Source organism: Parasphingorhabdus sp. (assembly GCF_036964565.1).
In the GTDB taxonomy this organism is placed as follows: Bacteria; Pseudomonadota; Alphaproteobacteria; order Sphingomonadales; family Sphingomonadaceae; genus Parasphingorhabdus.
In genome coordinates this window covers 39205-65340 of sequence record NZ_JBALTN010000013.1, presented here as the reverse complement: position 1 = coordinate 65340, position 26136 = coordinate 39205, and the positions used below count along the sequence as shown (strand labels likewise).

Annotated in this window: 19 protein-coding genes; 5 read left to right on the top strand and 14 right to left on the bottom strand. The window is 56.0% G+C overall.

The genetic code is table 11. From position 1 onward, the window contains the following. The first annotated feature begins 23 nt into the window (after positions 1 to 23). From V7650_RS16200 to V7650_RS16190, 3 genes are read left to right on the top strand one after another with little or no spacing between them, the layout of a single operon-like run. The gene (locus V7650_RS16200; RefSeq protein WP_335657251.1) at positions 24 to 1178 is read left to right on the top strand and encodes an acyl-CoA dehydrogenase family protein; all 1155 of its coding nucleotides are present in this window, start codon (positions 24 to 26) and stop codon (positions 1176 to 1178) included. 10 nt (positions 1179 to 1188) lie between these two features. Further along, positions 1189 to 2214 (top strand): acyl-CoA dehydrogenase family protein, encoded by a 1026-nt coding sequence (locus tag V7650_RS16195; RefSeq protein ID WP_335657250.1) that lies wholly within the window; start codon positions 1189 to 1191, stop codon positions 2212 to 2214. A 37-nt stretch (positions 2215 to 2251) separates the two neighbouring features. Then, positions 2252 to 3535, top strand: coding sequence for a spinster family MFS transporter (locus tag V7650_RS16190; RefSeq protein ID WP_335657249.1), 1284 nt, complete (start codon positions 2252 to 2254; stop codon positions 3533 to 3535). Positions 3536 to 3576: 41 nt separating this feature from the next. On the opposite strand, the gene V7650_RS16185 is transcribed toward V7650_RS16190, so the two are convergent. From V7650_RS16185 to V7650_RS16160, 6 genes are all read right to left on the bottom strand, one after another. Next, positions 3577 to 4368, bottom strand: a complete 792-nt coding sequence (locus V7650_RS16185; protein ID WP_335657248.1) for an enoyl-CoA hydratase/isomerase family protein — start codon at positions 4366 to 4368, stop codon at positions 3577 to 3579. A gap of 49 nt (positions 4369 to 4417) precedes the next feature. After that, positions 4418 to 5176 carry a hypothetical protein gene (locus V7650_RS16180; protein WP_335657247.1) on the bottom strand — a complete coding sequence of 253 codons (759 nt, stop codon included), beginning with the start codon at positions 5174 to 5176 and terminating at the stop codon, positions 4418 to 4420. Continuing rightward, a complete protein-coding gene (locus tag V7650_RS16175) occupies positions 5173 to 6456 on the bottom strand; it encodes an MFS transporter (protein ID WP_335657246.1) in 1284 nt (427 codons plus the stop codon). Before V7650_RS16175 ends, V7650_RS16180 begins: the two co-directional genes overlap by 4 nt. Positions 6457 to 6586: 130 nt before the next feature. Beyond that, positions 6587 to 7390, bottom strand: a complete 804-nt coding sequence (locus V7650_RS16170) for a crotonase/enoyl-CoA hydratase family protein (protein WP_335657245.1) — start codon at positions 7388 to 7390, stop codon at positions 6587 to 6589. Positions 7391 to 7566: 176 nt separating this feature from the next. Then, positions 7567 to 8355 (bottom strand): SDR family oxidoreductase, encoded by a 789-nt coding sequence (locus V7650_RS16165; RefSeq protein WP_335657244.1) that lies wholly within the window; start codon positions 8353 to 8355, stop codon positions 7567 to 7569. A gap of 2 nt (positions 8356 to 8357) precedes the next feature. Further along, complete coding sequence (locus V7650_RS16160; RefSeq protein WP_335657243.1) at positions 8358 to 9848, bottom strand: wax ester/triacylglycerol synthase family O-acyltransferase; 1491 nt, start codon at positions 9846 to 9848, stop codon at positions 8358 to 8360. A gap of 209 nt (positions 9849 to 10057) precedes the next feature. Between V7650_RS16160 and V7650_RS16155 the strand changes: the two genes are divergently transcribed. Continuing rightward, entirely contained in the window at positions 10058 to 10900 is an 843-nt protein-coding gene (locus V7650_RS16155; protein ID WP_335657242.1) for a coniferyl-alcohol dehydrogenase, read from the top strand. Between the two features lie 107 nt (positions 10901 to 11007). Here V7650_RS16155 and V7650_RS16150 read toward each other — a convergent pair whose 3' ends face one another. Both V7650_RS16150 and V7650_RS16145 read right to left on the bottom strand, forming a co-directional pair. Then, positions 11008 to 12480: an aldehyde dehydrogenase family protein gene (locus tag V7650_RS16150; RefSeq protein ID WP_335657241.1), complete on the bottom strand. Its 1473-nt coding sequence runs from the start codon at positions 12478 to 12480 to the stop codon at positions 11008 to 11010. A 46-nt stretch (positions 12481 to 12526) separates the two neighbouring features. Continuing rightward, positions 12527 to 13732 carry a cytochrome P450 gene (locus tag V7650_RS16145; protein WP_335657240.1) on the bottom strand — a complete coding sequence of 402 codons (1206 nt, stop codon included), beginning with the start codon at positions 13730 to 13732 and terminating at the stop codon, positions 12527 to 12529. Between the two features lie 408 nt (positions 13733 to 14140). Between V7650_RS16145 and V7650_RS16140 the strand changes: the two genes are divergently transcribed. Continuing rightward, positions 14141 to 16246, top strand: a complete 2106-nt coding sequence (locus V7650_RS16140; protein ID WP_335657239.1) for a PQQ-dependent dehydrogenase, methanol/ethanol family — start codon at positions 14141 to 14143, stop codon at positions 16244 to 16246. Between the two features lie 60 nt (positions 16247 to 16306). Here the strand turns inward: V7650_RS16140 and V7650_RS16135 are convergent, their stop codons facing one another. From V7650_RS16135 to V7650_RS16110, 6 genes are all read right to left on the bottom strand, one after another. Continuing rightward, a complete protein-coding gene (locus V7650_RS16135) occupies positions 16307 to 17092 on the bottom strand; it encodes an alpha/beta fold hydrolase (RefSeq protein WP_335657238.1) in 786 nt (261 codons plus the stop codon). Between the two features lie 41 nt (positions 17093 to 17133). Further along, complete coding sequence (locus V7650_RS16130) at positions 17134 to 19479, bottom strand: TonB-dependent receptor (protein ID WP_335657237.1); 2346 nt, start codon at positions 19477 to 19479, stop codon at positions 17134 to 17136. A 187-nt stretch (positions 19480 to 19666) separates the two neighbouring features. Continuing rightward, on the bottom strand, positions 19667 to 21865 hold the full coding sequence (locus V7650_RS16125; protein ID WP_335657236.1) for a xanthine dehydrogenase family protein molybdopterin-binding subunit: 2199 nt from the start codon (positions 21863 to 21865) through the stop codon (positions 19667 to 19669). Then, the gene (locus V7650_RS16120; protein WP_335657235.1) at positions 21862 to 22815 is read right to left on the bottom strand and encodes an FAD binding domain-containing protein; all 954 of its coding nucleotides are present in this window, start codon (positions 22813 to 22815) and stop codon (positions 21862 to 21864) included. Before V7650_RS16120 ends, V7650_RS16125 begins: the two co-directional genes overlap by 4 nt. Then, positions 22812 to 23408 (bottom strand): 2Fe-2S iron-sulfur cluster-binding protein, encoded by a 597-nt coding sequence (locus V7650_RS16115; protein ID WP_442955320.1) that lies wholly within the window; start codon positions 23406 to 23408, stop codon positions 22812 to 22814. Before V7650_RS16115 ends, V7650_RS16120 begins: the two co-directional genes overlap by 4 nt. Positions 23409 to 23757: 349 nt before the next feature. After that, positions 23758 to 26115, bottom strand: a complete 2358-nt coding sequence (locus tag V7650_RS16110) for a TonB-dependent receptor (protein ID WP_335657234.1) — start codon at positions 26113 to 26115, stop codon at positions 23758 to 23760. Between the last annotated feature and the right edge of the window lie 21 nt (positions 26116 to 26136).

Genomic DNA, 26136 nt, shown 5'->3' with positions numbered 1-26136 from the left:
TCAAATAGCAAGGACACAAACAGATGAATCTGGATTTTACGCCAGAAGATGAGCTCTTTCGCGCTGAAGCACGTGACTGGCTCAATGACAACGTCCCACGCGACCAGCGCCCTCCCGAGGACCAAGCGATGCGCGAATTCGATCTTGCATGGCAGCGCTGCCAGTTCGATGGCGGCTGGGCCGGTGTCTCGTGGCCGGTCGAGTATGGCGGGCGCGGCCTCAGTCTGACTGAGCAGCTTATCTGGTATGAAGAATATGCACGCGCAGGCGGACCCAGCTCGGAACTGCTTTTCGTCGGGTGCAATCACGCAGCGCCGACGATCATGGCGCGCGGAACTCAAGCGCAAAAAGACTATCATCTCTCGCGTATCCTGCGCGGCGAAGTGGCTTGGTGCCAAGGCTTCTCCGAACCCAACAACGGATCTGACCTCGGAGGATTGCGATGCCGCGCGGAGATTGACGGCGATCATCTCGTCGTCAATGGCTCTAAAATCTGGACCAGCGGCGCGCACCTGGCCGACTGGCAGGAACTGCTCGTGCGGACCGACCCTGCGGCTCCCAAGCACAAGGGCATTTCATGGGTTATCTGCGACATGCGTTCTCCCGGCATCGAGCTGCGACCGATCCTGATCATGACCGCGCCGGGGCACCATCACTTCAACCAGGTGTTCTACACAGACGTCCGCATTCCGCTCAGCAATGTCGTCGGCGAAGTCAACGACGGCTGGAACGTGGCGATGTCGACGCTGGGGTTCGAACGCGGTACCGCGAGCATGTCGGAACAGATCCGCTATGGCGCAATCCTTGAGAAGCTGATCGAGATCGCACGCGAAAGGTTTGGCAAGCACGTGCTTGAATATGACGAAATTGGTGCTCGCCTGGCGCAATTGCGAGCCGAAACCCAAGCTGTCAGGGCGATGACCTATACCACGGCCTCACGAGTTGCTCGCGGAATGCTGGGCTCCGAGGCGTCGATCACCCGTGCCTTCGTAAGTCAGCTTCAGCAACGCATCCGTCGGATTGCGGTCGACGTGATCGGCCCAGATTCCATAGAATTACCCGACGTGGATCCCTGGATCAGGCCTTATCTGCGCTCATACAGCAATACGATCGCGGCTGGAACGTCGGAAATTCAGCGCAACATCATTGGCGAGCGCGTGCTCGGCCTCCCACGTTAAAGAGAGACCTATGGACCTTCTCCCGACCGAAGAACAGCAGCAGATTATTGATACGCTGCGTGGCAAGTTGCTTAATGCAGCACCAGTTGAACGGCTCCGTCCCGACCGCCATGGGCAGGTGGGCAATCCGGATTCTGCGCTGTGGCCCCAATTGGCGGAGCTCGGATTTCTGGGGTTAGGGATTGCCGAGGAGCATGGAGGAATTGGTCTCACCGCGATTGAGGAAGCGCTTGTCTTCCGCGAGTTCGGGCGGGCTCTGGTGTCTTTCGGGATTCTGGGTATTACATTGGGTTCGCATCTGGTGGCCGGACAAGATTCCAGTCTGCTCACCACTATACTCGGCGGCGAGCCTGTTGGCATCGCTTCTCCGCGTGGGCCGACGACATCGGGCACCAAAATTTCTGGGCCATTCCATTTGCTCGATGCGGCGGATGCGCGCCATGTTGTAGTGATTCTTCCCGAAGGAGTCGGACTGGTCGAACGCACCGCCTTCACCGAGGTCGACGGACGGATGTCTATGGATAGCAACACCATCCTGCAGCGTGGAACATTGAGCCGGGTCGCACCGCTGTTTTGGAGCCCGGCTGCAAGCGAACTGATGCATACCCGCGCTACCTTGCTGCTGGCCGCATATGCCGTCGGTATGGCGGAGGCAGCGCTGGCAATGGCGGTCGATTATGCCAAGGTTCGAGAGCAGTTCGGCAAGCCGATCGGCTCGTTTCAGGCGATCAAACACAAATGCGCCGACATGGCGATCGCCGCCGAGGTCGCGTCGTGTCAGGTCGCTTTTGCTTCGATCATCGTGGCTAAAGGCGAACGCGATGCCGTTTACCAGACGCACGCTGCAAAAATCGTCGCGGTCGACGCGGCACTAAAAAACGCTGCGCAGAACATCCAGGTGCATGGTGCATTTGGATTCACCGCCGAAGCGGACGCCCATATATATGTGAAACGTTCGCATTTGGTCGACTTTCTGGCTGGCGACCTACGGGAACAGAGAGCCTCCCTGATCCGTACCACGACGCCTCCGAATTAGCCCAGTCAGATCACACTTAAACCGCAGGGAACCCAAAATGAGCAATGACATGGTTGAACCGGAACCGAGCCGCAGCGGTCGCTGGTATGTTTTGTTCATTTTGACTTCCATTTTTTCAATACATTATCTCGACCGGACGGTGATGTCGGTCATCATCGAACCAATAAAGCACGAGTTTGGACTGTCGGATACAGCCATGGGCGTGCTTGCGGGTCTGGCACATTCGGGTGCCCTATCGATCATGATTCTGCCGATGGGAATTCTCGCTGATCGTCGCAATCGGGTACGACTGGTCGCTGGATGCGTTATCGTCTGGAGCACGCTAACAGGATTGAGCGCGCTCGCGGGGACCTATTTGGCGCTGCTCCTGATGCGAATTGGTGTCGGTGCCGCCGAGGCAGGCGGGACACCAGGGAGCGTCTCGATTATTTCTGACGTCTTCTCACGCCGCGAATTGCCGACAGCGATGGGAATCTATTATACTGCAGCTGCAATCGGGACTGGCCTGATATTTCTGATTGGTGGCTACGTCGCAGAGCATTACGGTTGGCGTACCGTATTCCTTATTGCAGGGATTCCCGGAATAATTTTTGGATTGCTATTGCTGTTCACCGTACGGGAGCCAAACCGCACGGGAAATCCGAGTGGCAAGCCCGCGAAGCTAACCGAAGCGGTACGCGAGCTTGGTACCAATCGCACGCTCATGTGGATCACCCTCACTGGAACCGCAGCGTCCATATCGCAAGCGGCAGTCTGGACGTGGATGGCATCATTCCTGATCCGCCAACACGATCTTTCGCTAGCTATGGCGGGACTTACTGTGGCCATCGCGGCAGGCCTCGGCAAAGGATTTGGTTCACTCGTTTCGGGACCGCTGACCCGGTTTCTGGCCCGCGACCAACCGCGCGAATTGTGGCGAGCGCCCTCGCTTTTGCTCGCGCTTTCGGTGCCCACTGCCTGGGCAATGGTAACGGTGGGCGATACCCGCGCGGCAATTGCCCTGGTCATGTTCCTCAGCATATTGCTGGGCAGCTGGATGGGTCAGGCACCTGGAATTCTCATGTCCGGCGCCCCTCCACGATTGCGAGGGACCTCCATGAGCCTCTACCATCTTTCCTGCAATCTAATTGGAGTTGGAGGTGGTCCGCTGCTTGCCGGGATCATCAGCGACGCCACAGGCGAACTCGGCCCGGCCATCGCATGGAGCATGTCGTTCAATCTCGTTGCTGCACTGGGGTTCTACTTGGCTGCACGTAGCCTGGCCGATCATGAACCGGCGGTCATTGTCGGAAGCGAAGCCGGCGCATCATCGACATCCTAAATTCTATTGGATCCTGATTGACGAGATGACCCGCGGCTTATCTAACCAGCCGGATCAAATCCTTGCCTGATTTCACCTGCGCGGGCAGCCGCATCGATGCCCGAAAACGCCATCGCCATTGCTTCAAACTCAAGGATTGCCTCAAGATGGCCGTCCTCTGCCGCATTAAGTGCTGCCTTGGCATATCGGAGTGTCTGCGTTGATGCGGCGACAAGATCATTCGCAATTTCAGCGACCTTCGCCCGAAGCTGCTCGGCCGGAACGACCTTGTCCACCAGCCCGAACGCTTCGGCCTCTTGCGCATTGAATCGCTCGCTTAGCAAGTAAAGGCGACGCGCCTTTCCGGCCCCGAGAATGCGCGTCCAGAACCACGTCCCGCCCATATCTCCAGAAAGCCCAGCCTTGAGAAATGCTGAAGTCATGAGCGCATCGGTCGAGGCGATACGCAGATCGCAAGCGCCCGCAAAACTGAGGCCGGCGCCGGCACATGCACCGTTGATCATTGCGATTGTCGGCTTAGGCATCTCGTGCAATGCGTGTGCTATACGAACGTGACGGCGCAAATAGTCCTGACGTTGTTCAAGCCATGCGCCACTACTGGCCGCTGCTGGCATAGGAGGCTGTTTGAGATCGCGTCCGGCACAGAATGCCTTTCCCGCGCCGGTCAGCACGACACAGCGAACATCTGGATCATCTGCCGCTGCCGCAACTTTTTCATAAAGGGCTTCGTAAAGCTCAGGCGTCACGGTATTGAGCCGCTCGGGCCGATTGAGACTGATCCAGCAGACTGCACCGTCGTGTTGCTGAAGGATGACATCGCTATTTTTGCTCATTGTTGTTCCTAGGGGCAAATCGGGGCAAGAAGGCTAATGCGAGTTTCCCTTAATTTTGCGTCAGGTCGTCAAAAGAAATCCAGGCATCATCTTTGCTGGTCAACAATTGCGCACGTCCTGTGAAATCCGACGTCGAACCACGCTCGCGCAATGCTTGTGCGGCCCGCTCGGGTTGGCCGACCCAGCATCCGCCGTGCGGCGCTGCATGCTCCATCGCATCCAGCAGGGCAATTTTACCACGCCCGGAGGAAATAAAGATTGATCGGCGCAGCACCAGCGCCGCCTCGGTGGTTTCATCGTCAAGGTTACCGCTGACCCAACTGGAAAACCCTCGCCCCAGACTGACGCCCGTGAACGGTTCCGGCGCAATTATTTTCCCGTCGGCGAAATTCCATGCCAACACCTCAACTCCTCCGCGCGAAACAGTGGCGAGACGGCAAGGCTGACTATCATCGTCCGCGACACGCGCATCGTAACGCCTTATACCAGTGCCACGCGCGGCCGCAGCAATCGCAAATGCTGCAAGGTCGAGTTGATGCGTACATTGCTGCCGCGCGTCGGTCGCTGCAAAGATGTCTCTGATGCGCACGGTAAGCGACTGACCAATCAATTCGGTCAATCTTGCGCCTGCTGCCGGGCAAAGGGTGAATGGATTTCGCAGGCTTTGTGAATTCACGGCAGTAACCCGTGAGCCGTCATGTACAACCTCTATGCGGAAATGGTGAAAATCGTCCTCAAGCGAGGCGCGGGCCAGCCCGGTTCGCGTCGCAATCCGGATTACCCTGTTCAGCGCCGGAGTATCATTCATCGCATGGGTACCTCTCCAGCTTTACCGTCCGCGTCGAGATCGACCCTGCCTTCATCACGTCTTGGCATCGGGACTACAAAGCGTAATAGCATACTGGCAAACAGTCCAGCGGCTGCGGCATAAAGCGCGAACGGCAAGCTCTGCCAGTCCGAAACCCATCCCCATCCATAAGCTCCCAGCGCCACGGCACCGAATGTAACCGCCTGATAAATCGAAAGGCAGCGACCCAGAATGACGTCCGGAGAACGCAGTTGCATGGCAACGTTTAGGCTGTTCAGTGCCCCCACCCAACCACCGCCTGCAAGAAAACAAGCGACAATAGCGAATGGCAGGCTGCGCGCCTCCGCCAGCATTATCAGTGAAACGCCGAGCGCGAACGACGCCGCCGAAACCACTATCTCGCTTCCCAAGCGCTTCCGCACGGAACTCACGAAAAGTGCGGTCATAATCGAACCAATCCCGAAAGCACCAAGCATCAATCCAAAGTCAATCTCGTCACCACCAAGCAAATCCCGGGCGGTTACCGCCATAAGCGCCTGACCCGCGCCCCCGAAAAGCCCAAATACCAGCCCTCGCAGCAACACCCTGCGCAACGGCGGCGAATTCGCGCAAAAAGAAATTCCCTGTCCAATCGAGACAAAAATGCGCCCCCGTTTACTTGGTTCGCGGCGTGGCGGATGCCACCTTGCGAGCGCGACGATCATTACGAGATAGCTGGCTGCATTGACCGTGAACGCAATCGACACGCTCCATAGCGAAATCAGTAGGCCGCCGAGCGCGGGGCCGACGCTGCGGGCAAGGTTGAAGGCTATCGTGTTGAGCGAAATCGCCTGCGGGAGATCGACAGGCCCGACCTGCGCACGTACCGAAGCTTGCCAAGCTGGCGCGTTCAAAGCCGTGCCAGCTCCGACAGCCAAGGTCAGCAAAACGAGTAATCCCGGTCCGATTTCTCCATGCCACGCAAGTATCGCCAGCAATGTGGAGGCCACCAGCATGAATCCTTGCGATGCCAGCATCACGCGCCGCCGGTCAAAATTGTCGGCTATTGCGCCTGCTGGCACGCCGAGTACCATAATCGGCAGGAGAGTGGATGCCTGCACCAACGCTACCATCGAATGACTTTGAGTCAAGTCGGTCATCATCCACTGGGCGCCGACCGACTGGATCATCGTACCTAGGCTCGAGACAACCATTGCCAGCCAGATTGTACGAAAGGCGGGATAGCGAAACGGCGCCAGCGGCGAACCGGGTTTAGTCAGTCGGCGCGTAATTGAATCCATCCTTTTGTCAACTTCCTGAACTGTTTGCCCTTGGTAGGTGGCAAATTATCGCTGGATTATATTCGGATTACCGCCTTCATGCGCATTGCGCCTGCGCGCCATCACGGCCGATTGCAAACATGAACGCCGATCATTCACCTGTAAAGACAGGGGCGCGCTTTTCAATTACGGCAGTAACTGCTTCGGTATGATCCTTGGTCTCGTGAACAATCGCCTGGAAGGCCGCAGAAAGCTCGAGTACATCCGATGCGCGCGAATGCTGAGCCTCGCGAAGCAGCCGTTTTGTCAGCCTCAGTGCGCGCGCAGGATTGGCAGCGATCTTGTCCGCCATGGCCAGCGCAGTATCGAGCAATTGATCGTCTGGAACTACGTAACCGACTAGGCCGATTGTGCGCGCATGATCAGCACTGAAAGTTTCGCCGGTTAGAAAAAGTTCGGCAGCTTTTGAATAGCCCACGACCTGTTGGAGCGACCATGCGCCGCCGTCCCCCGGAACAATGCCGACTTTAATGAAGCTTGCGGCCATTTTGGCACCCTGCGCCGCAATGCGGATGTCGCACAGACATGCCAGATCGAGTCCTAGGCCTATTGCATGGCCATTGATCGCCGCAATCATCGGCACCTCAGTTTCGAGCAGTGCTCGGGTTGCCCGCTGCACGCCGCGGCGGTAGTTGGCGCGGGTCGAATCTGGCTGATCAAGTGGTCCAATCCCCTCCCGCTGCTGGATGGCTTTGATATTGCCGCCGGTGCAAAAGGCCCGTCCCGCGCCGGTGAGGATAGCGACGCTGAACGAACGATCATTTTCCACCTCCCATAAGGCGTCGGCAAAGTCGTCGCAATCTTGGATGGTGGCAATAGCGTTAAGTGCCTCCGGACGATTCATGCGCAGGATTGCGATGTGACCGCGACGCTCGACAGTAAGAAATGAAGACATGGGCGTACTCCGAGGAAAAAGGCAGCGCTAAAAGCACGTTCGGTGCGCTTGCTGTAGTCGGACTACAGACCGAAACAATCGATGGCTTATGTCAAAACGCCTGCCATTCCGGCGGTTCACCCTTTGGTGCAACTAGGTCATGGGCGGGCCATATCGGTAACAGATATTTGCAGTGACTAGGCATCCGTGTTGTCGTCAAGGGTTGCGAAATATACCCCGCCGTCGACCACGAGCGTAGAGCCAACGACATAGTTGCCAGCCTTGCTGGCAAGATAAATTGCTGCCCCGGCCATGTCGTTTGCGTCCCCGACCCGCTTTGCGGGGATCTTCGTCGCGATAGTGTCACCATGGTCGCGCGCCGCCCGATTCATTTCCGACGGGAAAGCCCCCGGCGCAATCGCCGAAACCACGATATCATCCTTGATAAGCCGCGCGGCAAGATTCCGGGTGAGATGAATCAGGGCAGCCTTGGACGAGGCGTAGCTATAGGTCTCCCAGCTGTTCAATCGAAGCCCGTCGATCGAAGCTATGTTGATAACCTTCGCCGGATGACCCGGCGATGCTGCGACTTGGAGCAAAGAATGAAGCGCCTGTGTGAGAAAGAATGGTGATTTGAGATTTACGTCGATAATCTTGTCCCATCCCTTCTCCGGAAATGAAGCAAACGGCTCCATCCAGGCAGCGCCCGCATTGTTGATCAGAATATCAAGATGATCCTCGCGTTCGCCAAAAGCGCGCGCCAATGCCTGACATCCATCAGGGCTGCTCAAGTCCTGTGGAAGCGAAATACAGTTCGGCCCAAGCTCGGCCGCCGTCGAATCGCACGCGTCGCTATTGCGTGAACTTATGTAAACCCTTGCACCGGCAGATATAAAGCCGCTGGCAATCATCCTGCCGATGCCCCGCGAGCCGCCGGTGACGATAGCATTTCGGCCTTCGAGCGAAAACAGGTCATCAGCGTCCATATTCAATCCTTTGCGGTTTTGGCAGGCTTGGCGGCCGCAAGCGCGTTTGCGCGACTTTTTCCAAGAGCAGCGGCAGTACGAGAAACATCGGACAATTTCCTGAGTTCGCCAAAAGACTCGGTCAGGCAATCCATATAATGTTCAATATCAGGCATGACAGTGCGGCAGGAGGTAACCGACATGGAAAGTTCCCAATCCATTCCGGTGACGGTATGGAACATCCCCAAACCATCGACAACGGGACCAAAACCGGCATATTCGAGCACCTTAGCTCCGGCCAGATAGTGACCCCCCGGCGGATTGGGAATGTTGGTGATGATTAGATTGGCTGGCTGCGCCCGAATGCTTCCTGAGGCATTGAGCGCGCTTAAACCCCGCACCGTCCGTGAACGTATGGCATAGGGATAAAGCGCCAACAGATTTCCCGCGAAATCACCGCCCAGTTGCTCCGCCTGAGCTTTACCCCGCACTGTCTGATCGGCGATATATGCGAGGCGCTCAATGGGGTCTTCAATATGGGTGCCGATGCCAGCGCGCATCAGCGTAACGAAATTTCCGCCTTCTGCGGGATCGCGATTGCCCCTGATATTGATCGGGCAGATTGCTTGTAATGTTTCATCGGGCAGTTCGCCCTTGGCCATCAAGTAACGACGGATGGCTCCCGCGATGATGCACAACACCATGTCGTTCATCTTTGGCTTGCCAAGCCCATTTCTCACTTCGTTCGCCTCGGCGCGGGTAAACACCACCCAATCGAACATGCGGTGGGATGATATTTTGCCTTGAAATCGTGTTTTCGGGGCCGCCTGAATCTTGCCGCCGCCCTCCACCACCGAGAACGCGGCGCTGATCGCGCTGCCGCCAAGCAAAGGGATTGAACGCAGGTTCGATACTAGCTGACTTATCCCTTCAGCCGCGAAGCTCGTCGCCCGCGCAATTGCCCCTGGAATCGGCGCGGGCTGCCAAGGTTCCACCGGAGGAGACGGAGTCTCATCTGGCGTATCCTGCGTCATTGCCCACAACGCAGCGCCAGCCGCAGCGCCGTCGAATGCTGCGTGGTGAACCTTCATCAGAACTGCAAAGGCATCACTTGGAAATTCGGGAATCTCCTCAAGTCCTTCGATGATATACATCTCCCATAGAGGGCGATTGAGATCGATCGGCCGGGACATGAGCCGTGCAACCAGTATTGTAAGCTGGCGGCGATCGCGCGGTCGCGGCAGGCCAATATGGCGGACATGGTATTCGAGATCAAAGTCCGGATCGTCCACCAGTCGCGGTGCTTCAATCCCGAGCGCGCTGAAAATCAGCTTCCGCCGCAAGTTCGGTACAATGTGGAGCCGGTCGCCGACATATTTGAGAATGTCTCGGTGGCGCACGAAAGAGCCCAGTGAAGTCGAGGGGTCGAGCATGAACAGCCCCCCAATGATGGGTGGCGTGGTTGGACGCTCCATATCAAGGAAGATTGAGTCGAGAGGTTCAAGTTTGCGCATTTTTCCCGAGACCGCTACCGAGCGCCAACTGCACTCCACCGCTTAACCGGTAGCTCGTTGGGTGCTTGCGGATAAGTGAGTTCACATCGCCAATTGCTTCCATTGTCGCATGGGTCGATTCAGCGAACGAGGTGCATAATCGTGATATGCTTTGTGCAATCTGGGTCAGCGAATCAAACCGCTGTCCAGTCCAGTGAAAGGAAATATTTATGACTGATGTCTGGTCATACAAAGATAAACGTGTCGTTATTGCAGGATGCTTTTCCGGAATGGGTGAAGCTTGCGCGCGCGAACTCGTCCGGCTGGGGGCCGAAGTCCACGGTGTCGATATCAAGAAATCCCCGGTAGATCTGGCCACGTTCACCCAGCTCGACCTCAGGGATATACCGGCTATTGAACAGGCCGTCGCTTCCATTGGCGGAGCGGTTGACGCTGTGTTCAATTGCGCTGGATTGCCACAGACCTTCCCGGCAACCGATGTGGTTGGAGTCAACTTCGTCGCCATCCGGTATTGGACAGAACAATGGATTCCGCGGATTCGAGATGGCGGAGCGATCGTCACGGTCGCGTCAAATTCAGCGATGAACTACCAGGCGCGATTGGCGTTACTCAAAGAGTTCATCGCAATAGACACACCCGATGGCGCATTAGCGTGGATCGCCGATCATCTCGCGGATGTCGGCGACGGCTATGGCTTTTCCAAAGAAGCGCTCCTCGTGTGGACACAGATGCGCTCGGTTGATCTGATCCAGCGAGGCATCCGGATCAACGCGACGCTCCCGAGTCCGACCGCAACTCCGATGATGAAGGATTTCGAGAGTCTTACGGGAAAAAGAATCCTCGATTTATTCGCTCTGCCATCCGGGCGCCAATCGACCGCAGAAGAACAGGCTTGGCCGCTAATCTTTCTCAATTCTGCAGCTGCCGGTTTCATTAGCGGTGCCTGCTTACCGGTGGATTGCGCATTCACAGGCGGCGTCAACACCGGTCTGATTGATGTCGGCAAACTGGTCGCGGCGGCACGGGCGAATGGCGACCACCCGTCAAAATAGTGTGCGCATAAATTTGGTCCACTTGGCCTGGAAAATCTAATATTCGTGATGTCCGAGCAAACTCATGTTTTGATATGGCGCTTACTCACGCACGCCATCGCCGCAGATCATTCGGCGTGAAACGACACCGATTTGCTGTTAGTATATTCAAGAAGTCCCTCCATTCCATTCTCGCGGCCATAGCCGGAACGACCATTTCCGCCAAAAGGAGCATCTGACAGCATCGTTCCGGCGCCGCCATTGATGCTCACGCCGCCGCTGCGGATTTCGCCCGCCATCTCGTAGGCCAAACCTGAATCGGCCGAGAAGATTGCACCGCTCAATCCGAACCGTGAATCATTCGCGAGGGCAATCGCTTCTTCGTCGCTGTCATACCCTATCACTGCGCCCACCGGACCAAACACTTCGTCCTGTGCCAATTCTGACGCATTGTCGACATTGTCGAAAAATGTCGGTTCGAAAAAGAATCCCTTGCTGAGATTGGGTGGCCGCCGTCCTCCAGTAACCAGCCTTGCGCCTGCTTCAACCGCCGTTTGGACATAATGTTCGACCCGTGCCCGTTGGGTCTCGCGGATCAACGGCCCCATCATGGTCGACGGATCATTTGGATCGCCTACCGTAACACACTCGGCCATCGCCTTGAGCTTTGCGACATATTCCCTGCGCACCGAGTTATGGACGATATGGCGTGTCAGCAGCGCGCATCCCTGCCCGCAATGCGAGGTAAACCCCCCAAGACCGGCTCCCGCTGCTCCGTCCAGATCGGCATCTGCGCGGACAATCATCGCCGACTTGCCGCCAAGTTCAAGCAGCACGCGTTTCAAAGTTGGAGCGGCCTGCGCCATGATCGCGGCACCAACATTGTCGGAGCCGGTAAATGTCACCAGCGCAATGCGCGGATCGGTTGTCAGCCTCTCGCCGACCGCTATTCCGCCCGTAATGATATTCAGCACACCCTCGGGTAGGCCCGCCGCAATCGCTGCCTCACCGAGAAGTAGCGCCTCGAATGGCGTGTAAGGGGAAGGCTTGAGAACAACGCTGTTGCCCATCAGCAGCGCAGGCACGATCTTGGCCAGATTCAGCATGAAAGGGTAATTATAGGGCGTGATAGCCGAAACCACACCAACCGGATCACGGTGAACAGCACTCGTTCCCAGCATCAAATGTCCGTTCGGCATCGGGGTGATTTCGGGAGCCGACATGGTCGTCTGATCGTGAAGGGCGATTGCAAGCTGATAGCGAAAATGCTTCATTGGCAATCCCCACTGCGCGGCGCGGGCCAATCCGATAGTAGCGCCTGCTTCGGCGACGATCAGCTCGCAAATCTCTCCGCTTCGCTGGTCAAGATAACCGTAAAACCGCTGCATTGCCGCAACGCGCGCCGAAGCGTTCATTCGCCGCCAGGTGCCGTTGCGAAACGACTGGTGAGCTGCCTCGATCGCCGATTCCGCATCTTCGAGCGTTCCAAGCGGCGCTTCGCCAAGCACCGCCTCGGTGGCCGGATTGATAATTGGTTCGACACTGTCGGACGAAATAAAAACACCCCCGACGAATTGACGTTTGGTAAGAGCAAGACTCATGATTGGTCCTCGTTTAGCACGGCGTGCATACGTGTGTAAAATTGCATCAGCTGCCTACCGGCTGCCAGATAAGCGGGAGTGCATCTACTGACAACACCAGCGCAGGGTGAAACCGCCACGGCTTGTCCGGATCGATGCCGAATTGCGGAACGCGCGATAACCATTCCTCATAGAGTATGCGCAACTCGATTCGCGCAAGATTGGCACCAACGCAGCGATGCGGACCTGCACCAAACGCGATATGCGATTCACCGCGCTTGAGGTCGACTCTGGTCGGGTCCAGATGGGCGTCCGGGTCTAGACCTGCGCCGGGGACAAAAAGCATCACCTTGTCGCCCCGACAAAATTCAATTCCGTTCCAGTTTGCGTCCCTCGTCACCTGCCTTCCCGGCAATGCAATTGAATAGCGACGGAGAATTTCTTCCATGGCTGCAGGAATCTTCGATGGGTCCTTGCGCAGGCTAGCCTGAAGGTCCTGATCAATCGCCAGATGCCGGATACCAAAAGACATCGCGTTGACTACGGTATCAAGGCCGGCAATGAACAACATCAGATAGAACGACTGAACTTCGTCGAACGTCGGACGGCGACCGCCAACGTCGGCCTGAATAATCCGGCTGATAAGGTCGCTTCCGGGTTGCTCCATCCGCTGACGTACCAAAGGCGCAGTCATGTCGGTGACCTTGTTGAACACCTGCTGGCGCTCGGCTGGGTCATAGCTTCCGACAGCTGCCGCAACCCATTCGCGAAATTCAGCAAAGCGTTCTTCGGGCAATCCCGCCATCCGCATGAAAATGAGAACCGGCAGTGGCTCGGACACCGCTGCGACGAAATCGCAAGAGCCGCGCGGCACCACCTCGTCGATCAATTCGATCGCAAGTGTGCGAATGTCAGGTGCAAGCGTGGTCATCAGCTTCGGCGAGAAGGCCTGTGTTAAAACCGCACGGTAAGCAGTATGTTCCGGTGGATCCATACCGATCGGGATTCGCTCTGTCTGCGCCTTGTAGTCATCGGTCTGAGCCGCGCTTGAAAAAAGTGAAACATCGCGGGCGATGTCAAATAGCACGGTCCTGCCCTGCGCGACCCAATGGCCTCCATTGCGCGGTGTGTAGAACAGCGGTGGAGCTACACGGGCCAGTTCTGCAATACCTTCGTGCATGTCCGGTTTCAAACGCGCATCATTAAGGAAATCAAAGTCGAAAATCAGCTCAGGCGGCACATGGTTTGGAACGGAAAGCGCAGTCACGCTCATGAATAACTCTCCTCTGGTTAATAATACTGACATTCCCTTGGAAATGTCGGAACCTGCTTCGTTTAACTACCCAACCGCCGGCCCAAGTTATGATGAGATTTTCACAACCGTGCCGGGGCCGCCGCCTAAATCTCTACACTGCTGTCACGAGGAATCGATCCCGAATGTCTGACGAGCCATAAACCGCCCCCCACATTTTGGCTGCTAGTCAATAGATCATGCGTGATAGCACTGTTCAACAGGTGAGTTTAGGTGACTTAAGTAAGGTCTCATAGCCACATCGCATTGGTGCAGCATGCGATCAGACACGATGATGGGTAATCCCGATGATCGGCAATCCCGATGATCGGCAATCCCGATGATCGGCAATCCCGATGATCGGGAGCAACAATTTCCAGGTAAAATTTGATGAAACGGAATCTTATAATCAATATCAATATGATGTCGTTTTTTTGCCTCGCTGTGTCGGGATGCAATCAGCAGCCAGCAGATTGTGCATCTAGCGCGCAAGCAGAGCAATGCCTTAGTGACGACTGGCCAGGTTATGGCGGGGCCTATGGTGAACAGCATTACAGCACCTTGCAGGATATCGACCAGAAGAATGTTGGCCGTCTCGGCCTCGCCTGGTCGCTGGATCTTGAACCGGGCAATCCAGTGACCCAGCCGCTGGCGATTGACGGCACAGTTTTCGTGGCGACGGGATACAGTATCGTCAGCGCCATTGATGCCACGACCGGAAAACTATTGTGGCGCTACGATCCGAAAGTCACTGAAGTTGCCGGTCGGTTGCTGAGAACTGGCTGGGGTAGTCGCGGCATTGCCTGGTCCGATGGATCAATTTTCGTCGCTACGCTCGACGGTCGCCTGCTTTCAATTGAAGCGAAAACTGGCCGGCTGCGATGGAGCGTGCAGACTCTCGATGAAACGCCAGGCGCCTATATCACGGGCGCCCCCCGGGTGCTTGATGGACAAGTTATCATTGGCAATGCCGGCGCAGACGTCGCGCCAGTGCGCGGCTATGTAACCAGCTATGACGAGAAGACGGGCCAGCGGATGTGGCGTTTCTACACGGTGCCGGGAGAACCTGCCAAGGGCTTCGAAAGTCCGGCGATGGAGATGGCTGCCAAAAGCTGGTCAGGCGAATGGTGGAAATTCGGCGGAGGCGGGACGGTCTGGAACGCCATCACCTACGATCCTGAGTTCGCAACCGTATATATCGGAACCGGCAATGGCGCTCCGTGGAACCATCGCATCCGCAGCGCCGGCAAGGGGGACAATCTGTTTCTTGCGTCGATCGTCGCACTTGATGCAAAAACCGGCGCGTACAAATGGCACTATCAGGTCAATCCGGCCGAGACTTGGGACTACAATGCTGCAATGGACATGGCGCTCGCCACCTTGGACATTGACGGTAAGCGCCGCAAGGTGTTGATTCAGGCACCTAAAAACGGCTTCGTCTACGTGATCGACCGAGCGAACGGCAAGCTGATTTCTGCCAGGCCGTTCGTCAAGACAAGCTGGGCCACCGGAATAGACCTGAAGACCGGGCGCCCAAAGGAAGCACCCGGCGCGCGGTTTCCCGGCGGCTCAAGCTTCGACCTCTATCCAGGGAGCATCGGCGCTCACAGCTGGCTACCCATGGCATTCAGCCGCAAAAGCAGACTGATCTACATCCCGACACTATCCATAGGTTCGCGCGTCAGTGATAAGGGTATTAATCCGGCCCGCTGGACGCGATATCCAGGCCTTGGGCAGGACGGTGGCGTATCGGCTGGTATCATTTCTGACGATCCCGGTGCTAGTCAAAGTGACTTGATCGCATGGGATCCAGTTGCACAGCGAGAAGTATGGCGAATCGCGACAGATGGACCTACAAACGGTGGTGTCATGGCAACAGCTGGAAACCTCGTGTTCCAAGGGCAAATCGATGGCCGTTTTCGGGCTTATGATGCGCAAAATGGTAAGATGCTTTGGTCATTTGCATCGCAAGCCCCGGTAATTGCTCCGCCGATCACTTTCCGTTCGAAGGGCATTCAATATGTGACAGTTATTGCGGGTTTCGGAACGGGTTCGGGAGCGTTGGGTCCATTGATAAAGAAATCCAAGATCGACTATCGAACCCAGGCGCGTCGCATCTTAACCTTTGCGATCGATGGGAAGGCTGTGTTGTCGCCAAATATTCCGACGGTTATCCACATTCCGGATGACCCAAGTTCCCGCCCGCCGGCTAAAGTAGATATTAGCGCCGTAATTGCATACGGTAGACGCTGCGCACATTGTCACGGAATTGGTGCGATCGCAGCTGGCAACGCACCCGACCTGAGAGCATCATCTAGTACGAGTGATGCCAGCACATTCGAACAAATCGTTCGTGGCGGCGCGCTGCAATCTCAGGGTATGCCCCGTTTCGAAGAGCTTGACGACCAAACGCTGGAAGGAATACGAAACTATGTGCGCGCGCAAGCCACAATTGCCCGCCAGGCTCATTCCAAGCGTCGCTCGTCTATACCATAAGTCTGTTTCGGTAACCGACCGACCACTCTTTGCCACATTCAAGGCATCAGACTAATTCGTTTAGGCTGTGATTCCGAGTTTCGCGTTGAACGCATCCAAGCCACCTACATGGCTGCAGATTTGGTGAATTAATTCTGCCAATTCAGTAGGGTGCGTTATAAAAGGTTCGTGAGGTGTATCAATCAAGTAAAGTAATTTCGCTCCGATCCGCTCGGCAAACCGGCCCTGCCACACTAGCGGAAGAATAGGATCGCGCTGGGTCGCGATATAGCTGGTGCGCGTTTTTCTGGGAAAGCCCGCACGGTCAACCGGTTCGGTCGCCGCCGAACGTGGCCAATCATCCCGTTTGGCTTGCTCGATGACCCAGTCGAGTTGTTTTTGTGTCATGTCAGGACCGAACATAGCTTTATACATGGCAATCGGGTCGTCGGATAGCGGTACCGGCCAACCCACTTTGTCGGGATCCATTCCCTGCGTGCCAGTGCCCAAGGTATCTGCAACACTTTCACCGACCCGCGGGATGCATGCCGCTAAGAAGCAAGCCTCCGAATATTGAGCCCGTGCCAAGGCGACCATGAAAGGCAGCAGAATGCCAGCCATTGAGTGACCGACAAGAAGTGCGGAACCAGTCACTCTTGAACTTACTTCCGCGTTCAATTCGGCGGCGATGGCAGCGAGTGTTAGAGGTTCGCTTCGTCGATCCCGCTTGGCGCCACACCCCGGCACATCCAGCGCAATTAGCGGGCCTTTACGCCCCATACACTTCATCTGGGCGATGACGTCATCCCAGCACCAGGAACCGTGGCTTCCGCCATGAACGAACACTATTGCCAGCTCTTCCATCATTTCCGGATGCGTTGTGCGGTTCGGTACCGGGCTGGTTGCCACTAGAAGCGGAAGGTGGCTTCCAAACCATATTGGCGCGGAATTCCGGGTGAGCCTTGATAGTAACCGAGACCGGCACTCGCGAGATCAAGCTGATAAGCGTAATATTCTGTCTTCGTCAGGTTGCGCCCATAAACGGCAAGCGATAGGTCGGGATTTTCGATGTCCCAGCTAAGCCGCGCATTAAGAAGACCAAAGCCTTCCTGCGAAATAAACGGCACAGCTGCCGGCGTAATCGTCTGGGTCAAGCCAACCTGAACGGTCCTACTCCGGAAGCTGTAATCGGCGCGAATTGTCGCACTGCCCAACGGTACCGGGTGGGTGTATGACCCTGTCACACTATAAGTATATTTGGGGGTGCGCTCGAACTCCTCCCCAGACCGATCAAGCGTTCCATTCACGCAGGGAACAACCGCCGTCGTCGGAAACGGGACAGGGCAGGACGAAAGGAACTCTTTGTACTTGGCGTCCGTAATGCCGAGGGTCGCGCCAAGTTCCAGCCCTTCCAGCGGGCGCGCGGTCAACTCGACCTCAAGCCCCTTGATTTCAGCTTTACCGGCATTGATAGTCGATGTCGCGACGCCGCCGACTCCGTTCGGCACAAGCACGCCGCGCTGGATGTCACTATAGTCGGAATAGAAGGCAGCTACATTCAACCGTACGCGGCGATCAAGGAACTCAGATTTCAAACCGACTTCATAATCGGTAACGTTTTCAGGCGCAAAGGGCCCATAAGTTCCCGGTGTGGTTCCTCGCAAGTTGAAGCCGCCGGCGCGATAGCCCTTGCTTGTTTTAGCATATGTCAGAATTGCATCGCTGACCCGGTATTCGAGGCTGGCAAGATAGCTGACGGAGCTGTCCTTGCGCTCTTGATGAACAAGACACTCGGCAGTGGGCGCGATCCGGACCGGAGGAGTGCCGACGCTAAGCGAGCAGACCCCGTTGGCCCGAGAACGAAGATCGAGTTCCTTCCGGTCTTCGGAATAACGCAGGCCGCCAGTGAACGAAAATGCATCGGTAAACCGGAAAGTACCCTGGCCAAAGACCGCCCAGCTACGGGTTTTAATTGTGCCATCGGTTTCGGACGGATTGTTGGGATTAATTGCAGGCAGCGACAGAGTGAACCCGCCGTCGCGGCCGTCCTCACGGAACAGGAAGCCGCCAAGTGTATAGTTGAAGCGGTCATCAAAGGTTTCGCCATTCAATTGCAATTCGTGCGTCCACTGTGAAGTACTGTTGAAATTACGCGGCGTGAGAACGTTAATTGGTGTTCCGTCATAGTCATAGGTTCCGGTGTCAGAATCGACCGAACGGTAGGATCCGATATATTTTGCTGTAGCACCACCAAGCTCATATTCGAGTGTTAGAGATGCCGTGTCGGTGTTGGCGGTCTCGATAGAATCGACGTTAAGAGGCGCCCCATAGAAATCTGCCGGACTTGCGAATTGACCGAACGTCAGGCTGCCGCCGGTTTCAATCAGAGCTTGAAATTCAGGGGCCGATGGAAACGGAAGCGAGGATATCAGGCGAGTAAAATTTCCTGCCTGGCCAAGATCGAAATGCTCATAAGAGACCACCATTTTCAGGCTAGGTCCAATGTTTGCCAGTAACTTACCACGCACGGTATAAGTGTCATCCTCGCGCAGGCGGGTGTCGAGAAAGGTGTTCCGGTAAAAGCCATCATTGTTCACCTTGTTGGCCGCGAACCGTACCGCTAATTCATCCTCGACAAGTGGAATGTTAAGCACCGCCATCGCATCAAGCTGTCCGAAATTTCCGATCCGGCCCTGCAGGACACCTGAAAAACTCGTCGTATCCGGATTGGCCGTGGTGATATTTAGCGCGCCACCGGTCGAGTTACGGCCAAAAAGAGTTCCTTGCGGACCCTTGAGAACCTCAACTCGTTCAATATCCAGTAAATCGGCGTTGGCACCTTGTGCGCGTGCCCAATAGACACCATCGACGTAAATTCCAACCGACGGATCGAGAGTAGCGATAGTATCGGTCTGAACCTGGCCACGAATCCCGATGACCAGTCCGCCCGGGGCACTGCCTGGAGGACCGATGAACAGGTTTGGGGTCAGGCGACTAACATCATTGACCTTGACAGCTGATTGACTGGCTAAATCCTCCCCTGAAAATGCAGTAATCGAGATTGGCACTGTTTGAGCACTTTCAGCTCGCCGACGGGCCGTGACGACTATTTCATCGAGACCTGATTGCGGTTGCGCCAGTTCTGCATCGGCCTCGCCATATTCTTGGTTTGCTGGCGTCTGAGCCTGGGCCTGACCCGTAGCAATAACGACCGCAATCGCAACAATCGACGTCCCCGTAAAATTCTTCATCATAATCCCCTCCATGCGACTGGCCGTTCGCCATTATTGAAATCTTTAGGCCGAAGCAGTGGAACAACCCGACTGCTATAATCCCACATGCCATTGAGCAAAACGTGCAACGGCACCAATGTCAAAGTCACACATACTTATTCCGGCGTTTCGGCAGCAGCTGGCAACTCCGTCAACCATCGCGCAATGTCTATGGTATGGCAGCCCAAATGCGGTCAGGCGAAAGTGGAAAATCGCGGCACCGGGCACCGCAAGCATTATAGACGGCATTGGCTATCGCACCCCCCGAACCGGAAATTCCGAGCTCGCCAATACCTTTGCTTTTGATCGGGTTGGACCAATCGTCCAATGTATCGAGGAAGTGCACCTCAATCGGGGGAACATCGGCATTGACCGGGACAAGATATTCACCAAGGTCGCCATTGACAAAATGACCATGACGTTGATCGACCACCAGTTCTTCGCCCAGCGCCCCGCCGATACCAAAAATGATCCCGCCAATCAGCTGGGAGCGGGCCAGTTTCATGTTCATCACTCTCCCCACGTCGAACACGCCCAGCATTCGCCGCAAGCGCACCTCACCGGTCAGCGAGCTCACAGCTGCCTCAACAAAGTGCGCACCGAAAGCGGACTGAACGTGGGTCTGATAATTGGAGCCGGGCTCGGCATTTCCCACTGCCTCCAGCCCGCCTTGCGGTAAGAGCGAAACCATTTCGAAAGATTTGTTGGCAACGATTGCCTTGCCGTCCTTCAGCTTCAAATGCTTGGGAGAAACTTTTAATTGTGCAGCGATCATTCCTACAATTTCCTCGCATGCAATGAATACGGCCGTGCCGGTCGAGCTCGCACCCCAAGAGCCTCCCGACCCTGCCGACAGCGGCAAATTGGTGTCACCCAGTGCTACCGTTACCCGATCCATCGGAACGCCCAGCATTTCCGCTGCGATCTGACCCATAACGGTATAGCTACCTGTGCCAATATCGGTGAGATCAGTCTCAACCTCTACGCGCCCGTCCTTCGAAAGCGAAACCCGCGCCTTGGACTGGTCAAATATGTTCAGGCGAATCGCGGCGGCCATGCCCATACCGATTAGCCACTCCCCCTCGCGGCGGGCACCCGGCAACCGATGTCGCTTTGCCCAACCGAAACGGTCGGCACCCTCCTGCAAACACTGCACCATAGATCTGGACGAAAACGGCTTTCCGTCAAGCGGATCAACTTCGGGTTCGCACTCGATCCGGAATGCGACTGGATCCTTTCCGACCTTCTCGGCCAACTCATCCATCGCGACCTCCAGTGCGAGCATGCCGACACCCTCTCCCGGTGCCCGCATCATTCCAGCGCGCACGAGGTCAAGATCGGCAATGCGGTGCGTAATCTCAAGCGAGTCGGAGGCGTACATATTCATGGTGCCCACGCCAGGCGGCTCCCAGAACACTTCTCCGGGGAGATTCGCAACCACGCTGCGGTGTTGTATTTGCTCCAGACCCTTGCCCGGACGGGCACGAAGCACAATTTTCTGGATCGTTTCCGAACGGCGCGACGTGGCAGTGAAAACCTGACGACGGGTCATGACGACTTTTACCGGCCGACCGAGCAAACGCGCTGCCTGCGCAGCGAACACAGTTTCGACCGACATTCCAGTCTTGCCGCCGAATCCGCCGCCGACAAATTTACTGATCAACCGGATCCGTTCTTCGGGAATGCCAAACACCCGAGCCAGCAACTGCCGGCCGCGGTTGAGCATCTGGTAGCTGACATGGAGCGTAACGCTATCATTCTCCCATTGAGCAACAGTTGCATGCGGCTCCATCGCGGCATGCGACTGCGACGGTGTGGTATAGGTCGCGTCGATCGACGTGAATTCATCATCGGTAGTCTTTTTGCCGCGCACATAATCGGGACCGAAGAGGAACGGAGCGGGCACCCTCGCCACTGATTTTTCTTGGATTAAACTGTATCGCCCCTGAGTCTCCCCGGAATAATCTATTCCAACCAGCAAAGCTGCAGCACGGGCCTGCTCGAACGTTTCGGCGACGACCAGAGCAAGCGGAGCGCCTATGTGTTTTACGGCCGCTGGCACTGGATGAAGAATGTCGCCGTCCGAAGCCGCGTCCGGCAGTCCGGGCACCCGGGGGTAGATAGCCAGCACACCCGGCGCCCGGCGCGCATCGGCAACCCGAAGACCGGTAACTCTTCCAGTTCCGCGCTGCGAGCAGACAAGATAACCATGCAACAATTCTGCAGGTCGCCAATCGGCGGTGTAGTCGGCACCGCCAGTGACCTTGCGAACGCCATCACGTCGATCAATAGGCTTGCCAAGCACCCCTTGGCCGCCATAGTCGAGGCGATTCTCGCCGAAACGGCCTTCCATCTTGCGGGTCGTCATGATCGATCCCTGGGCAGAAAACTGCCATCGAGCGCAGCTGTCAGCAGGCGCCGGGCCAGCGGTATTTTGAAGTCATTGTGACCGTACCCCTTTGCTTCTGCAAGCTCGGCATCGGCCGAAACCGCGGCAGACCGGTCGTCCGCAATGTATTTTTCGGCTTGGAAAGCACGCCATGGTTTGTGTGCAACGCCGCCCATCGCGGCGCGATTTCCGGCAATGGCGACAGAAACGACTGCGAACGCATAGGATGCACGATCACGCACTTTGCGATAATGCTGTTCGCCTTTGGGCGGTGGCGGAAGTGAAATTGCCGTGATCAGTTCTCCCGGTTTCAAAACTGATTCCGCATTGGGCTGTGCAGCGGGATCAGTGTAGAAATCAGCGATCGCAATAGTGCGGTTCACACCAGCATCATTGATCGTCTCGATTGAGGCGTCCAGAACGGTTAGAGCCACCGCCATATCCGAAGGATGGACCGCAATGCATGTGTCGCTGGCACCAAGGATTGCATGCATCCGGTTGAAGCCGCCCAGTGCGGAGCAACCTGACCCTGGCTGGCGCTTGTTGCAGGGCATGGCGATGTCGTAAAAATATGAGCATCGGGTCCGCTGCAACAAATTTCCGCCCGTCGTCGCCTTATTGCGTAATTGCTGCGTCGCCCCCGACAGCAACGCCTTGGCCAGTACCGGGTAGGACTCCCTAACGTCCTTGTGCGCCGCAACTGCGCTGTTGCTCACCAGTGCACCGATGCGAATACCGTCTTTGTGCGGCATGATCGTTTCCATTGGCAACCGGCCGATATCGATCAGCAACTCTGGCGTTTCGACTTGCAGTTTCATAAGATCAAGCAGGTTCGTACCACCTGCGATATAGCGTGCATTTTCGCTGCTTACAGCCGACCGGGTCGCGTCTTCAAGATTGCCCGCCCGAAGGTATTGAAATGGCTTCATCGGCGCGCTGCCACGTCGCGAATGGCAGCGACGATATTCGGATAGGCCGAGCATCGGCATATATTGCCACTCATCCGTTCCCGTATCTCGCCGTCACTTAGCTCAATGGCTTTGTCGGCAATGTCATCTGTGACATGGCTCGGTTGGCCATTCGCATGTTCGTCCAGCAACGCTACAGCAGACATGATCTGGCCAGAGGTACAAAATCCGCACTGAAAGCCATCATGAGTAATGAAAGCAGCTTGCATGGGATGCAGTTTGCCCTGCTTCGCAAGGCCTTCGATTGTTTCAATGCTGTCGCCATCGTGCATTGCTGCTAGTGACAGGCAGGAATTGATCCGATCTCCGTTGACTGCCACGGTACAAGCACCGCACTGACCGTGATCGCAACCTTTTTTAGTTCCAGTCAAACGCAAATGATCGCGAATGAAGTCGAGGAGCGTCGTCCGAGCGTCGCATTGGACGCTTTGCGACTCCCCGTTCACCTTTAATTTAACGGACACTGTCTGGGGCGCGCTTGCACCGACAGAAGAAGACGCCGTTACAGGATCAGGCATCATTGCAGCAACTCCTACCGCGCCAGACAGCGCCATCGCCGTTCGCCGGTCAATGCCTTGGACACAGGGGCGTCGGGTTATCAATAGATATTCTCCATAATTCAGACAAGCATAGGGTCGAAGCAGCCCGTGCAATAATGTCAGGATTGCCTTCGAGTGATACGCAGACACATAACTGTGCCGCCGCACGGGCATGGCGAATGACAGGAAAATTTTATGCTCACTGACAAACTGGTAAAAGCATCCCGGGGATATCGAAGCGCGGCTCTTGCATCGTTTTTCCGTCACCAAACGCTGTAGCCATATTGGCTCGCGTACTGTCACTGACGGCGGTCAACCCTTGAAAAAACCGCCGCCATACTGTGACTTGGCAGTGGGTGCCTGGTCAGCCTCCGCCAAACGCAATCCGCAATTCGAGTCCATATGTCCGAGGCTCGCCAACAAAGCCGATATTGTAGCCAAGATTGCGGTCGAACGCGAGAAAGTTGGTGAAATATTTCTCGTCGGTAAGGTTCTTCCCGAAAATTGCCAGTTCAATGTCAGGGCTACCCATATGATAAGCGATCCGTCCTTCGAGCTGGCCAAATGCCTTTTGTGTGACGGTGTCGTCGAACATCGCTTCTGACCGAAATGTCACGTCATCTTGCCAGCGATAGGCACCGAAGAAACTAAGCTCGTCAGGGCCAAGTGGAACGACATATTTGGCCGTGGCCGAAAATTGATATTCCGGTACCGCAAATAATTCATCGGATCTGTCGCCTAGATTGGCATCGAAATATTCTTTATAAGCCGTATGTGTCCAGTTGAATGCACCGCCTAGTGTCAGGTTGTCTACCGGTCTCGCCGTTACTTCAACTTCCGCTCCGTAGACTTCTCCAGAACTCGCATTGTTGACGACCGTAATCAGTGCTCCAGTCGGGCTGATGAGCGTGGTGCTGCGCTGAATACCGGTATAGTCGGTATAATAAGCAGCTACATTGATACGCAGATGCCGGTCTAGCAGATCGCCCTTGAATCCGACTTCATAATTCGTCGCTTCTTCAGGACCAAATGCAGCATAGCTTTCGACACTTGTTCCGCCTCGCGCATTAAGGCCACCTCCGCGAAAGCTGTTCGCAACCGATGTATAAAGGAGAATGTTCGGCGTGGCCTGATAATCAAGACTAACCAACCAAGATGGTTTGTTGGATCCGGTCACAAAACGTCCTTCGCAAATCGCTGGATCCGCACGTACCTCGATCGGCACATTGCATCCGGTCGGGTTGCGGTTTCGCGAAAGCAGCTCCTGCTTCGTATCGGTATACCGTGCGCCAGCCGTCAAACGTAAATCATCGATGATCTCATAATTGGCCTGCGCAAACACGGCATAGGTCTTATTCGTGATGGTGCTATCCGTCATGTTGGGGTTTCTATTCCCCAGCAAAAGCCTGAGCTGAGTGGTAGTGCTACCTTCCACACCCCGTTCGCGGCCGTAATATCCGCCGACAATCCATCCAAAGCGTCCCCCGCTATTGTCCAGCAGCTGAACTTCCTGCGTGAAGCTACCCGCATCGGTAAAGTTGATCGGCTGGACGATACTAAAGCCCGTCGTACCATAATCCTGGTCATCCATGCGGTCGGTATGACGATAGCCGGTAATCGAACGGAAGGTAACCGAACCTACATCTACCGACAGGTCGCCCGAAAAGCCGTAAAGATCGAGTTTGGAACGCGTGCGCTGCGTATTGTTCGTGTCGTAGAAGCTGCGCGTCTCAAACCCTCGTCTGGCAAATTCGTTATAGGCAGTGGTGTAATCGGCCACAGTCAAATCCCCGACCGAATTCTTCAACCCGAGTTCAAGAGCAGTCTCGCGAAGCGTGTTGGTAAGTGCATTCTGCGGCACCCCTGTAGCATTGAAGGCCAATGGATTGAGCTCAACGAGCCGGATAATCGAGCCGTTGTTTTTTCCGTTCGAACCATCTGCGGTGAGGAATAGACGAACCGAATCCGTCGGCTCCCAAAGCAAGGAAGCCCGATAGCTAAAATCTTCCTGGTCACCAATCTGCTGTCCTGTACCATTTCGGCCAAGACCTCCCCGAAGGGTTTGTTGCGCGGCGATCCGAACACCGAGTTGGTCAGGAATTAGCGGGCCACCAACGGCACCACTGACCTGCATCAGGCCATAGTTGCCCGCCTGCAAATTGGCGAAACCACCAAATTCAGTGAGATTCGGGCGCTTGGAGCGCAGCAGTAATGCGCCGCCAGTGGTGTTTTTGCCGAACAGTGTGCCTTGCGGTCCCTTGAGCACTTCGATTTGGTCGAGGTCGAGGAAAGATGCGCGCAAACCGATCTGACGCGGTAAACTCACTTCGTTCAGATAGACTGCCACCGAAGGGTCGGTGGTCAGCTGAACATCGGCTTGCGTTTGTCCGCGAATCGCGACATTAGCCGCCGAGGGGCCGCCTGCGCCACTTGAGAAAAACAGTGCCGGAGCGCTACCCTGCAAGTCGCGAATATTTTTTATGGTCGAGTCGCGGAGCGTTTCCTCACCTAAAACAGTGATGGCAACAGGCACGCGCTGCGCCGATTCATTAACGCGGCGGGCCGTAACGACAATCTCGCCAATTTGTCCGGAATTGGCGCTTCGGTCTGCGGCAACGGGAGAATCCGCACTGCCGTCATTCTGCGCAGCAGCCGCATTGGGAATCGCTGCAGCCATGCAAAAAGCACCGCTGGCCATTAATATCTTTGTATAATCTTTCATCGCCGACCTCTCCATGAGCGC